Genomic DNA, 12,639 nt, shown 5'->3' with positions numbered 1-12,639 from the left:
TGCAAGCAGCCATGGCAAGCCCCCTTTGATACAGAAGTTTCTGGTGAAGCTTTCTTCAAAAAGCTTCAGGGAACACCGCCTTTTTTCAAAAAGGCGGCATCCAAAAACCTTTTCTGTTTTTTAGCGGTTGAACGCACCACGCAGGGCATCGACCAGATCGGTCTGTTCCCACGTGAAATCGTCCTTCGCCGCATCCGGCGTGCGGCCAAAGTGACCGTAGGCGGAGGTCTGGGTATAGATCGGGCGGTTCAGGCGCAGGTGCTTGCGGATACCGCGCGGGGACAGGTCCATGACCTCACGCAGCACGCGACCCAGCTTTTCCTCATCCACGTCCTTGCCGGTGCCATCCAGGTCAACATAGACCGACAGCGGGTGCGACACGCCAATGGCGTAGGAGACCTGCAGGGTGCAGCGATCGGCAAGGCCGGCCGCCACGATGTTCTTGGCCAGATAGCGGCAGGCATAGGCCGCCGAGCGGTCAACCTTCGTCGGGTCCTTGCCCGAGAACGCGCCGCCGCCATGCGGGGCCGCACCGCCATAGGTGTCCACAATGATCTTGCGCCCCGTAAGACCGCAGTCACCATCCGGGCCACCAATGACGAACACGCCGGTGGGGTTGACGTAGAATTCGTCTTCCGGCGGCATCCAGCCTTCCGGCAGGACATCACGCACGATGCTGCCCAGTTCCTCGCGGATGGTGGCCTGGCTGGCGCCTTCAACGTGCTGGGTGGAAATCACGACGGAGGTGGCACCCACCGGCTTGCCATCGACATAGCGCAGGGTGACCTGGCTCTTGGCGTCGGGCTGCAGGGCGGCCGCGCGCGGGTCGCCCGCCTTGCGCAGGTCACGCACGCGATGGAGGATGTCATGCGCATAGAACAGCGGCGCGGGCATCAGGCTTTCGGTCTCACGCGTGGCGAAACCGAACATGATGCCCTGGTCGCCCGCACCCTCGTCCTTTTCACCCGCGCTGTCCACGCCCACGGCGATGTCGGCGGACTGTGCGTGCAGGTAATATTCCACCTCGGCATTGCGCCATGAGAAACCGGCCTGATCGTAGCCGATGTCCTTCACCGCGTCGCGCGCGCCCTGGATCAGCAGGTCGGGGGTGACGGAGGCCGGGCCACGGACTTCACCAGCCAGGATGATGCGGTTGGTGGTGACCATTGTTTCACACGCAACGCGCGATTCACCGTCTGCGGTCAGGAATGCATCAAGAACGGTATCACTGATCCGGTCTGCAACCTTGTCGGGATGCCCTTCGGATACCGATTCCGATGTAAACAGAAAATCGCCTTTATTACGCATGATGGTCCTGTCTGCCTCGTGTGGAGTAGGAGAAATAACGCCTGCGGAACCCGGCGTACGATCGGAAGCGTTTGGCTGAAACCTTATCAGGCGTCAAGCCATTTCCATGAATACCACCATCCCATGGCAACAGGCCACCATGCCCGTTTATGCCGGGCGTTCCAGCCCCAGTACATCTTCCATGTCATACAGGCCGTTCCTGCGGCCCTGTAACCAGCGCGCCGCCCGGACTGCGCCGGTGGCATAGACCCGGCGGTCAAAGGAACGGTGGGTCAGGCTGATCTGTTCATGGGTGGAGGTAAAGATGACCGAATGCTCCCCTACGATCTGCCCGCCACGCAGGGCGGCAAAGCCGATCGCGCCATCGGCACGCGGGCCGGTATGGCCGTCGCGTCCGCTTTCAATATGGTCTTCCAGCCTGATGCCCCGGCCTTCGGCCACCGCGCGGCCCATGGCCAGCGCCGTGCCGGACGGGGCATCGACCTTCTGGCGGTGGTGCATTTCCAGTATCTCGGCATCATAGTCGCTACCGGGCAGGACAGCGGCCATCTGCCGGGCAAGCCGCGTGACCAGTGTGACGCCGGGGGAAAAATTGGCCGCCTGCACCACCGCAATCTGTTTTGCCGCCGTATCAACAGCCTGCTGCTGGACCGGCGACAGGCCTGTCGTGCCCAGCACCCATGCGGTCCCGGTACCGGCCAGCGCCGCCGCATGGGGCACAACCGTATCGGCATGGGTGAAATCGATCACGACATCACAGTGGCGCGCAAGTTCGGCAATATCGGCATGAACGGGACAGTCGATACCAGCGACCGGCTGACCATTCCGCGTCGTGCCCCCGGCCAGCATGGCGCCATCCGATGGCACCTCTTCCGCCAGAAGGCGACCCACGCGCCCACCCAGGCCCGCAATACCGATACGCAATGGCTGCGCGTCCATGCAGTCTTCTCCACCAGTGTCCAGATATAGAAATAGCGGCGCGACCGGGGGATCGCGCCGCCTGAGCCTACCCATGGTGCAAGTTGGGGGGGATTCACCATGAATAGTGTCATGACCCTACACCTGAATAATCAGTCTTTTCAACTGCCCCCCTGTCATGACTGGGTGGGGGATGGGGCAGGGTTACAGTTTGCCTTCAAAAAAATCCTTCACCTTGCTGAAGAAACCGGTGCTTTCGGGGCTGCCCTTGGCGTGGCCCGCGGCGTCGCCCTCGAATTCCTCCAGCAGTTCACGCTGGCGCTTGGTCAGGTGGCGCGGCGTCTCCACCACCACCTGGATATACATATCCCCCCGTGCGGAAGACCGCAGGACCGAGAACCCCTTGCCCCGCAGGCGGAAATGTTCGCCCGTCTGGGTGCCCGCCGGGATCTTCACCTTGGTGCGTGACCCGTCCACGACCGGCACCTCGATCTCGGTGCCCAGCGCCGCCTGCGCCATGCGCACGGGCACGCGGCAGTAGATATTTGCGCCATCGCGCTGGAAGATCGCATGCTGTTCAACCGACACATGGACATACAGGTCACCTGCGGGCACGCCCTTGCCGCCGGATTCCCCCTCGCCGGAAATGCGGATGCGGGTGCCATCTTCCACACCGGCGGGGATCGCGACCTCGATCGTGCGGTTCTTTTCCACCGTGCCGGTGCCGTGGCATTCCTTGCACGGGTTGCGGATCAGGTGGCCCGACCCGTGGCAGGTGGGGCAGGGCCGTTCAACGAAGAAGAAGCCCTGCTGCGCGCGCACCTTGCCCGCGCCATGGCACGACGGGCAGGTTTCGGGCTTTGCATCCTTGTCCGCCGAGCCGGTGCCGTCACAGCTTTCGCAGGTGACACGGGTGGGGACGGTGATCTTTTTCTTAACGCCGGAAAAGGCCTCGGCAAAGGTGATGGTGACCTGCACCTGCAGGTCGGCGCCCGAACGGCGGCCGCCGCGCCTGCCGCCCATCATGTCGCCGAACATCTGTTCAAAGATGTCACCCAGGCCGCCGCCGCCGAAGTCAAAGCCACCGGCACCGGGACCACCGCCCTCGAACGCCGCATGGCCGAACCGATCATAGGCCGCGCGCTTCTGGTCATCCTTCAGCACGTCGTAGGCTTCGTTGATTTCCTTGAACCTGTTTTCCGCATCCGTATCCCCGGGGTTCCGGTCGGGATGGTACTTCATGGCCAGCTTGCGATACGCCCGCTTGATCTCGTCACCATTGGCATCGCGAGAAACTTCAAGGACTGCGTAATAATCTATCTTGGTGGCCATGTGGGTCCTCTAGCAAACGCGGCCGCCCGGCATCCTCGCGGCACGATCCTCGCGTTCCAGAATAGGTGTTGTGGGGCAGAATATGAAAAGCGCCCGCCTTCACAGAAGCACGGGCGCCACCCTGGTGGAGGCGGGGCGAACCCGAAGGCCCGCCCCCCATTCCGGAGCCTGTATGACGCCTTGCGGCGATCAGGACTTCTTGGAGTCGTCCACGTCTTCGAAGTCGGCGTCGACAACCTTTTCATCCTTCGGCGCGCCGCCCGGCGCGGCGCCAGCAGCACCCGGCGCCCCTTCGGCCTGGCCTGCCTTGTAGACTGCCTCACCAACCTTCATGGCAACCTGCGTCAGGCGGTCTGTCGCCGTCTTCAGGGCTTCGGCATCGGTGCCTTCCAGTGCCTTGCGCACGTCGGCAATCGCTGCTTCCGCCTCGGCCTTGTCAGCAGCCGGAACCTTGTCGCCTGCTTCTGCCAGCGACTTTTCGACCTGGTGAGTCAGACCTTCGGCCTGGTTACGGGCCTCGACCTGTTCCTTCTTCGCCTTGTCGGCCGCGGCGTTGACTTCGGCGTCCTTCACCATCTTTTCGATGTCGGACTCGGACAGGCCACCAGATGCCTGGATCTTGATCTGCTGCTCCTTGCCGGTCGCCTTGTCCTTGGCCGAGACGGACACGATGCCGTTGGCGTCGATATCGAACGTCACCTCGATCTGCGGCACGCCACGCGGCGCCTTCGTGATGCCGGTCAGGTCGAATGTGCCCAGCAGCTTGTTGTCAGCCGCCATTTCACGCTCGCCCTGATAGACCTTGATGGTCACGGCGTCCTGATTGTCTTCCGCGGTCGAGAAGGTCTGGCTCTTCTTCGTCGGGATCGTCGTGTTGCGGTCGATCAGGCGGGTGAACACGCCACCCAGCGTCTCGATACCCAGCGACAGCGGCGTCACGTCGAGCAGCAGCACATCCTTGACATCGCCCTGCAGCACCGCGCCCTGGATCGCGGCGCCAATGGCGACCACTTCGTCGGGGTTCACGTTGCGGGCGGGTTCCTTGCCGAAGAACTCCTTGACGGCCTCGATCACCCTGGGCATGCGGGTCATGCCGCCGACGAGGATGACCTCGTCAATCTCACCAGCGGAAACCGATGCATCCTTCATGGCGGCGCGGCAGGGTTCCAGCGTGCGCTGGATCAGGTCGTCCACCAGGCTTTCCAGCTTCGCGCGGGTCAGCTTGACCACAAGGTGCTTCGGACCGGATGCATCAGCCGTGATGAACGGCAGGTTGATCTCGGTTTCCTTGGCCGAGGACAGCTCGATCTTCGCCTTTTCGGCTGCTTCCTTCAGGCGCTGCAGGGCCAGCTTGTCCTGACGCAGGTCGATGCCCTGCTCACGCTTGAACTCGTCCGCCAGGTAACCGATGATGCGGGCGTCGAAATCCTCACCGCCGAGGAAGGTGTCGCCATTGGTGGACTTCACCTCGATCACGCCGTCGGAGATCTCAAGGATGGACACGTCGAACGTGCCGCCGCCAAGGTCATAGACCGCGATCGTGCCGCCATTCTTCTTCTGCAGGCCATAGGCCAGTGCGGCAGCCGTCGGTTCGTTGATGATGCGCAGGACTTCCAGCCCTGCGATGCGGCCAGCGTCCTTGGTAGCCTGACGCTGCGCGTCATTGAAGTACGCGGGCACCGTAATGACGGCCTGCGTGACCTTCTCGCCCAGGTAAGCCTCGGCCGTTTCCTTCATCTTGCCCAGGATGAAGGCGGAAATCTGCGCGGGAGCGTATTTCTTGCCCTGTGCCTCGACCCATGCGTCGCCGTTATCGCCCTTCACGATGGCGTAGGGAACCAGCTCCTTGTCCTTCGCCACGGTGGGATCGTCATAACGGCGGCCGATCAGGCGCTTGACCGCATACAGGGTGTTGGCGGGGTTGGTGACCGCCTGGCGCTTCGCCGCCTGACCGACCAGCATTTCGCCGTTGTCGGTAAACGCCACCATGGACGGGGTGGTGCGTGCGCCTTCGCTGTTCTCGATAACCCGCGTCTCGTCGCCTTCGCGCACGGCAACGCAGGAATTGGTCGTACCAAGGTCGATACCGATAACCTTGCTCATTCAGATACTCTCCTTTTCAGCGGCCCGTCCCGACCCGAAGCATCGGGACCGGCCCTTTCTTTCATATCGTCCGGCAACGGGGTGGACTGTCTGTTTCACATCCATCCGGCGTCACCGCTGTTACTATCCGATGTAGGCAGCCCCCGCGCTGCTTTCAAGGGCCTGAAGACAGGCGCGGAAACGATTTCACCCTGCCTGCGCCGGCCCCTTTGACACGACAACCATGGCCGGCTTGAGCAGCCGCCCGTGCAGCGTCCATGCGGGGGTCCATGCCTCCATCACGGTGCCATGGGCGTGTTCGTCGCTGTGCTGTTCGGCCATGGCCTGATGGTGGTTGGCGTCAAAGGGCTTGCCCTTCGCGTCTTCCGCCTTGATGCCATTGCGTTCCAGGATGCCGACGAACGACCGCTCGGTGCTTTCGATCCCCTCGCGCATGCGGGTCAGGATGCTGTCCTCGCCCTCGGTGGGCTGGGGCAGGCTGGCCACCGCGCGCTTGAGGTTGTCGGCCGCCTCGACCACATCCTTGGCGAATTTCTGCACGGCGTACTGCCGGGCGTCCTCCACCTCGCGCTTGGCGCGGTTGCGCACGTTCTGGGTCTCGGCTTCCGCGCGGACCCATTTGTCGCGCAGGGCCGCGACCTCGGCCTCCAGCTCGGCCACGCGCGGATCGACCGCGGCCTGCCCGGCCGCGGCTTCCGGCGTATGGCCGGCATGCGCGCCAGTCGCGGGATTGGGTGTGCCGTCGCCGGTTGCGGCGTCGGCAAAGGGGGTGGGGTCTGTGTTCTCGCTCATGCTCTTACAAGTAGGTAACGGCTGGCCAATGGACAAGGCGTTGCGTTCCCGGCAGGCATGCCGTTTTTGCGCAACTTGTCCCGATCCAATGGAACAGCCGGAACGCCAGCGGCGTTCCAGTGAAGCAGGATGCCCGCATCCCCTCATGACATGCGGGTGAATATGACGCTATGCTACATGCCTGCGCCGGACAAGGGACCGGCGGGCATGCCCGCATCGGCAGAGGAGCGAAAAGAGAGCCCCCATGGAGCCAACGAAACAGACGATCGTGCTGGTTGACGATGACAGGAACATCCTGACCTCCGTGCAGATGACGCTGGAGGCGGAGGGATTCATTGTCCGCACCTACACCGATGGCGAAAGCGCGCTGCACGGTCTGTCGTCACGGCCGGCGGATCTTGCGGTGCTGGATATCAAGATGCCGCGCATGGACGGGATGGAACTGCTCCAGCGCCTGCGCGCGCGCTCGCAGCTGCCCGTTATCTTCCTGTCGTCCAAGGATGAGGAGGTGGACCAGCTCATGGGCCTGCGGCTGGGGGCGGATGACTACATCACCAAGCCCTTTTCCCAGCGCCTGCTGCTGGAACGCATCCGCGCGCTGCTGCGCCGCAACGAGGTCAGCCGCAGCGAGGCCGCCGGCGTCAGCCCCACCGGCACCATGGTGCGCGGCGGGCTGTCGCTGGATGAAACGCGGCACCAGTGCCTGTGGCACGGGCGTGACATCCAGCTTACGGTAACCGAATTCCTGCTGGTCAAGGCGCTTGCGGCGCGCCCGGGGCTGGTCAAGTCGCGTGACCAGCTGATCGATGCGGCGTATGGCGAGAACATCTATGTCGATGACCGCACGATCGACAGCCACATCAAGCGCGTACGCAAGAAATTCCGCCAGGTGGATGAAGAATTCAACCAGATCGAGACCCTGTACGGGATCGGCTACCGCTACAAGGAAGAATGACCCAGCCGGATGCCGCGTCCCGTTCTTTCCCTTCCTTTTGCCCTTCCCCCCCGACTGCGCCGCCTGATCCCCCGCCGATGGAGCGGGGAGGGCAGGAACGCAGTCGCGGAATTCATGGAATACCGCACGCGCCTGGTCTCGCCGCTCATGCGGCGCATCCTGCTGGTCAACACGCTGCCGCTGGGGCTGCTGGCGCTGACGCTGCTGTACCTGACGCAGTTCCAGAACAGCCTGCTGGAAGCCGAGGTTTCGGCGCTGCGTGAACAGGCGCGCATCTATGCCGGCGCGCTGGGACAGAGCGCCGTCATCATTTCCCGCCATGACGTCACACTGGAACCCACCCTTGCCCGCCCGCTGCTGCTGCGCCTGACGGAACCAAGCCCCAGCGCGCACGCCCGCCTGTTCGCCCCGGACGGGCAGGTTGTCGCCGACAGCCGGGTGGAACAGGCCGACCGGCATGGCCTGACGGGCAGCCCGCTGCCCCCACCGGCGGAGGAGGAGGAACATTCCCCGCTCTACCCCCCATCGGTCAACATGGGCGAGCGGCTGTACAACTGGCTTCTGGCGCAACTGCCCACCCTGTCGGGTGAGCGGATCATGACGCTGGACACGCCGGATTCCGATCCCTCCATCCAGCCCGTGACCCAACCCAACGGCACGCGGGTCATGGAAATCCCGCCCTATATCCGCCGCAACGCCCGCCACCAGCTCATGGTCACGGTGGCCGAACCCGTGATGCATGACGGGCGGACGACGGTGGGCATCATCCAGCTTACGCGCGAAGCGCGTGATGTGGACCGGTCGCTGTTTGCCGTGCGGTCATCCATCCTGTCGCTGTTCCTCATGGCGCTGGCGCTGACCATCCTGCTGTCCTGGTACCTGTCGCTGACCATCGCACGCCCGCTGCTGCGGCTGGCGGCATCGGCCCATACCATGCGCGAATCCTCCAACCGCACGGACATGGTGCCTGAACGCCTGCTGGCACGGCGCGATGAGATCGGGGAGGTCGCCCGCGCATTGCAGGACAGCGCCAGCGCGCTCTGGGCGCGCATGGACGCCATCGAACGGTTCGCCGCCGATGTGAGCCATGAAATCAAGAACCCGCTGTCTTCCATCCGCTCGGCCATTGAAAGCCTGCTACGCATCGACGATCCCGAACGCCAGCGGCGGCTGCTGTCGATCATCAATGATGACGTGCGCAGGCTTGACCGCCTGATTACCGATATTTCCGACGCCAGCCGCGTGGATGCGGAACTGTCGCGCGCCCGGGCCGAACCGATTGCCATCGTGCCGCTGCTGTCGGTCCTGACGGAAATACACCAGGCGACCCGCCAGCCGGGCCAGCCCTACATGGCCGTGGCCAGCAGCGGCGACAGCCCCGAACGGCGGCTGACCGTGCTGGCGGTGGAAGACAGGCTGGTGCAGGTGCTGCGCAACCTGATCGGCAACGCGATTTCCTTCTCCCCGCCCGATGGCAAGATCCTGCTCAGCGCGGTGCCGGCGGGCAGCATGGTGGAAATCGCGGTCAGTGATGATGGTCCCGGCATTCCGCAGGCCAAGCTGGACAACATTTTCGACCGTTTTTATTCCGAACGCCCCAGCAGCGAGAATTTCGGGCAGCATTCCGGCCTTGGCCTGTCCATCAGCAAGCAGATCATCGAAGCCCTGCGCGGCACCATCAGTGCGGAAAACCGCATTGACGCCGATGGCCACGTACAGGGTGCGCGCTTCGTGATCTGCCTGCCCCGGGTGGATGTGAAGGCGGAGGTCAGCCGACCTCATCCGTAGCGCGCGCATACCGGCGATACCGGAAGGGCGGCGGCTCGACCGGCAGGGTTTCCAGCACCCTGACGACCCGTTCATGGTCGGGCGCGCGGCTGCAGACCGGATCGGTCGCCGCGGCATCCCCCGCCAGCGCCAGCGCCTGGCAACGGCAGCCACCCCAGTCCTTTTCGCGCTGGTCGCAGCCACGGCAGGGCTGGGGCATCCAGTCGGTGCCCCGGAACATGGTGAATAGCGGGGAATCGCGCCAGATATGCGCCAGCGTGTCATGCCGCACATCGGGAAAGGCGACATTGGGGATCGTCTCGGCCGCATGACACGGCAGCACCCGCCCGGACGGCGAGATATTGATGAACCGCCGCCCCCATCCCCCCATGCACGGCTTGGGGCGGTCAGCATAATAATCCGGCGTCACGTAATCTATGGTCAGGCGGCCCGCATATTTCTCACGCGCGGCCTCCACGGCCTGCGTGGTCTGTTCAAGCTGCCGCGCCGTGGGCATGAGGGCCGCGCGATTGGCCAGCCCCCAGCCATAATACTGCGTATGCGCGATCTCGACCCGGCGGGCGCCCATTTCCACCGCCGCATCCAGCATCTGCGGCACGCGGTCGGCGTTTTCGCGGTAGATGACGAAATTCAGCGTCAGCGGCATGCCATCCGCCACCACCAGCCTTGCCGCTTCCATCTTGCGCGCCTGCGCGCCCTTCATGCCGCCCACATGCTCGGCATTGGCGGTATCAACGTCCTGGAAGGAAAGCTGGACATGATCCAGCCCGGCCGCCACCAGCGCGGGAAAGGTCTTTTCGTTCAGCAGCACGCCGGACGTGATGAGGTTGGTGTACAGCCCCAGCCCCACCGCGTGGCGCACCAGTTCCGGCAGGTCCGGGCGGCTCATCGGTTCCCCGCCGGAGAAATGGACCTGGAGCACACCCATCTCGCTGGCCTGGTCCAGCACGCTGATCCACTCCTGTGTGGACAGTTCATTGCGGCGCGGTTCCAGCGCGATCGGGTTGGAGCAGTACGGGCACTGCAACGGGCAGCGATGCGTCAGCTCCGCCAGAAGGCTCATGGGGGAAAGGATGGTTTCTGTCATGCCACCAGCACCTGCCGGGTAATAAGGTCACTGACCATGACATGGACATCATGGCCGATCACATCAACCGGGGCGGCGAACCGGGTGGCCAGTTCAGCCACGATCTGGCCCAGCGTGCGCGTGCCATCAACCAGTTTCAGCACTTCCGCAGCAATGGGATCGGGGATGAAGGCCCGCTCCGGGGCCTGTATGATCCACCGTTCGCGCACGCGGTCATGCTGCAGCCGGACCCCGCGCGCGAAACGGATGACGCTGTCGTCCGTAAGCCCTGTGGTCATGCCGCATCCGGGCGGAAGGCGCCGGGTGGGATACGACCGGGATTGACATAGGCGTATTCCAGTTCATCCAGCATGGCCCACAGGACACCGCACTTGAACTTCAGCGCATCCAGCACGGCCTGCTGCTGTTCGGGCGTGCGGGCATGTTCCTTCACGTAGCCCAGCGCGAAATCGGAATCCCGCGGGGCCTGCGTCAGGCGCGGCTTGAAATAGGCCAGTGTCTCGGGCGTGATGAAGTCGTAATGCCGCAGCATGCCGGCCACGCGCTCGCTTATGATGGTGGGCGAGAACAGTTCGGTCAGGGACGAGGCAATGGCTTCAAGGATGGACCGGTCGCGCACGAAGGCGACATAGGCATCGACCGCAAAGCGGGTGGCGGGCAGCAGCCCTTCCAGCGACTCCACATAGGCGCGGTCCAGCCCCAGCCCGTCGGTCAGCTTCAGCCAGCGCGCCACGCCGCCGGTGCCCGGTGCGTCGCCATCATGGTCCACCAGCCGCCGGCGCCATTCGCGCCGCAGTTCCGCCGTGGGCAGGCGGGCGAGCAGGGTGGCGTCCTTGGCCGGGATGCTGGCCTGGTAATAATAGCGGTTCAGCGCCCATGCCTGCACCTGCGCACGGTTCAGCCGCCCGTCATGCAGCGCACGATGGAAGGGGTGCAGGTTGTGGTAGCGTTCCGCCCCGATGGCGCGGAGCGCTGCTTCAAGTTCATCGGGGGAAAGCAGGGGTGCGCTCATGCCGTAATCCTCATCCCGTCATGGGAGACTTCCCACCCTGCCGCCTCGACCGCGGCGCGTTCGGGCGAATCCGCCAGAAGGACAGGGTTGGAATTGTTGATGTGTATGAAAATCTTGCGTTTGATGCCCAGGTCCCGCAGGGCGGCGATGGTGCCGTCCATGCCGTCGATGGACATGTGGCCCATGCGGCGGCCGGTCTTGTCACCCAACCCGGCGCGGACCATTTCGTCGTCCACCCACAGCGTGCCGTCAAAGAACACGGCATCCGCCCCGCGCAGGCGCACACGCAGGTTGTCGGTCATGCGCGCGCAGCCGGGCACGAAACAGACGCGATGCTTCCCGTCGGATATTTCCAGCCCGACCGTTTCGCCATTTTCGCAGATCGCCGCCGGATCAGGCCCGGATTCGGCATAAAGCGGCACCTTGCCCGGCACCACGAACGGCACGATGGTCAGGCCCGCGGGCGTGCCATCGACCAGCTTCAGCGCCATTGGCTGGTCGAGTCCCATGGGCGTGCGGGTCACGACCGCGCGGTTCAGGGCTTCAAAAATGGGATTGGCGTCCAGCATGGACAGCACTTCGGGCGTTGCCAGCAGGGTAAAGGGCTGGCGTTCACGCAGGGTGAGCAGGCCGGTGATGGTATCCACCTCGCCACCCGTCAGGATGACACCGGCGATGGGCGTGGACCGCAGGGCCGCGCTGGGATGCAGGGCCGGGGTCTGGTTTATCTGGGTCCGCAGGTCGGGGGAGGCATTGACCACGAACCAGTTCTTCCCATCCCCACTGATGGCGATGGAAGCCTGTGTGCGGGGCAGGGCTGCCGGATCGCCGGCCCTGGCCCGCCTGCAACCGGGAGCGTTGGAATTCCATTGCGGAAATCCGCCACCCGCCGCCGCGCCGAGAACGATAATGTCGATCATGGACGCAGAGTGTAAAAGAAAAACGCCGCCTGTGCGAGACAGGCGGCGCCATTCCTTATTTCTTTTCGCCGCAGACGTAGCTGTTGATCTCGGCGCCCAGGGGGACTTCAACGATCTTGGGGGTATTCCAGGCCATGGGATTCTCCATTGGTTATAGTGCCAGAAGGCCGCAGCCTCCGTGTCCCGGTATTTGAACCCTGTCCAATCGTGCTTTCAAGTGCCGTCTCCCGCCACAGGGGGGACAAAAATTCACGTTACCGTGTACGCGCGGCCTCCCCCTGCAATGGTTGCGTAGCGGGAATGTGCCAAAAACCTTGGTCCTGTCTTTCATATCCCGCCATAAGGAATGGATTGGTACGATACGAATGAAGCGGGCACAGGAACGCCAAACCCCGATGGGGCCACGCCAGCACGACCTCAGGAC

At 64.0% G+C, this 12,639-nt stretch carries 12 protein-coding genes; 2 read left to right on the top strand and 10 right to left on the bottom strand.

The annotated features are described in order from the left end of the window. Positions 1-120: 120 nt before the first annotated feature. The 5 genes from metK to CFR76_RS05050 all read right to left on the bottom strand — a co-directional run bounded on the left by metK (position 121) and on the right by CFR76_RS05050 (position 6,453). Positions 121-1,308 carry a methionine adenosyltransferase gene (gene metK, locus CFR76_RS05070; RefSeq protein WP_025439855.1) on the bottom strand — a complete coding sequence of 396 codons (1,188 nt, stop codon included), beginning with the start codon at positions 1,306-1,308 and terminating at the stop codon, positions 121-123. A gap of 147 nt (positions 1,309-1,455) precedes the next feature. Beyond that, positions 1,456-2,247 carry a 4-hydroxy-tetrahydrodipicolinate reductase gene (gene dapB / locus CFR76_RS05065; protein ID WP_110556148.1) on the bottom strand — a complete coding sequence of 264 codons (792 nt, stop codon included), beginning with the start codon at positions 2,245-2,247 and terminating at the stop codon, positions 1,456-1,458. Positions 2,248-2,430: 183 nt separating this feature from the next. Further along, on the bottom strand, positions 2,431-3,558 hold the full coding sequence (gene dnaJ / locus CFR76_RS05060) for a molecular chaperone DnaJ (protein WP_110556147.1): 1,128 nt from the start codon (positions 3,556-3,558) through the stop codon (positions 2,431-2,433). Positions 3,559-3,747: 189 nt separating this feature from the next. After that, complete coding sequence (gene dnaK, locus CFR76_RS05055) at positions 3,748-5,661, bottom strand: molecular chaperone DnaK (protein WP_110556146.1); 1,914 nt, start codon at positions 5,659-5,661, stop codon at positions 3,748-3,750. 186 nt (positions 5,662-5,847) lie between these two features. Next, entirely contained in the window at positions 5,848-6,453 is a 606-nt protein-coding gene (locus CFR76_RS05050) for a nucleotide exchange factor GrpE (protein WP_110556145.1), read from the bottom strand. Between the two features lie 244 nt (positions 6,454-6,697). Here CFR76_RS05050 and CFR76_RS05045 point away from each other — a divergent pair, with 244 nt between their 5' ends. Together CFR76_RS05045 and CFR76_RS05040 are read left to right on the top strand one after the other, a co-directional pair. Next, positions 6,698-7,408: a response regulator transcription factor gene (locus CFR76_RS05045; protein WP_010508610.1), complete on the top strand. Its 711-nt coding sequence runs from the start codon at positions 6,698-6,700 to the stop codon at positions 7,406-7,408. 9 nt (positions 7,409-7,417) lie between these two features. Further along, the gene (locus CFR76_RS05040) at positions 7,418-9,196 is read left to right on the top strand and encodes a stimulus-sensing domain-containing protein (RefSeq protein WP_110556144.1); all 1,779 of its coding nucleotides are present in this window, start codon (positions 7,418-7,420) and stop codon (positions 9,194-9,196) included. Here the strand turns inward: CFR76_RS05040 and pqqE are convergent. From pqqE to pqqA, 5 genes are read right to left on the bottom strand one after another with little or no spacing between them, the layout of a single operon-like run. After that, positions 9,177-10,283 (bottom strand): pyrroloquinoline quinone biosynthesis protein PqqE, encoded by a 1,107-nt coding sequence (gene pqqE / locus CFR76_RS05035; RefSeq protein WP_110556143.1) that lies wholly within the window; start codon positions 10,281-10,283, stop codon positions 9,177-9,179. The genes CFR76_RS05040 and pqqE overlap by 20 nt on opposite strands. Next, positions 10,280-10,561, bottom strand: coding sequence for a pyrroloquinoline quinone biosynthesis peptide chaperone PqqD (pqqD, locus tag CFR76_RS05030; protein WP_110556142.1), 282 nt, complete (start codon positions 10,559-10,561; stop codon positions 10,280-10,282). Before pqqD ends, pqqE begins: the two co-directional genes overlap by 4 nt. Then, on the bottom strand, positions 10,558-11,295 hold the full coding sequence (gene pqqC / locus CFR76_RS05025) for a pyrroloquinoline-quinone synthase PqqC (protein WP_110556141.1): 738 nt from the start codon (positions 11,293-11,295) through the stop codon (positions 10,558-10,560). The genes pqqD and pqqC overlap by 4 nt, the downstream gene beginning before the upstream one ends. Beyond that, on the bottom strand, positions 11,292-12,215 hold the full coding sequence (pqqB, locus tag CFR76_RS05020) for a pyrroloquinoline quinone biosynthesis protein PqqB (protein ID WP_110556140.1): 924 nt from the start codon (positions 12,213-12,215) through the stop codon (positions 11,292-11,294). Before pqqB ends, pqqC begins: the two co-directional genes overlap by 4 nt. A 55-nt stretch (positions 12,216-12,270) precedes the next feature. Continuing rightward, positions 12,271-12,351 carry a pyrroloquinoline quinone precursor peptide PqqA gene (gene pqqA, locus CFR76_RS05015; RefSeq protein ID WP_010508617.1) on the bottom strand — a complete coding sequence of 27 codons (81 nt, stop codon included), beginning with the start codon at positions 12,349-12,351 and terminating at the stop codon, positions 12,271-12,273. Positions 12,352-12,639 lie beyond the last annotated feature (288 nt).

The sequence above is a fragment of the Komagataeibacter swingsii genome (assembly GCF_003207895.1).
In the GTDB taxonomy this organism is placed as follows: Bacteria; Pseudomonadota; Alphaproteobacteria; order Acetobacterales; family Acetobacteraceae; genus Komagataeibacter; species Komagataeibacter swingsii.
Note: the sequence above shows the minus strand (reverse complement) of the source record. Positions and strands in the feature narration are given on the sequence as shown.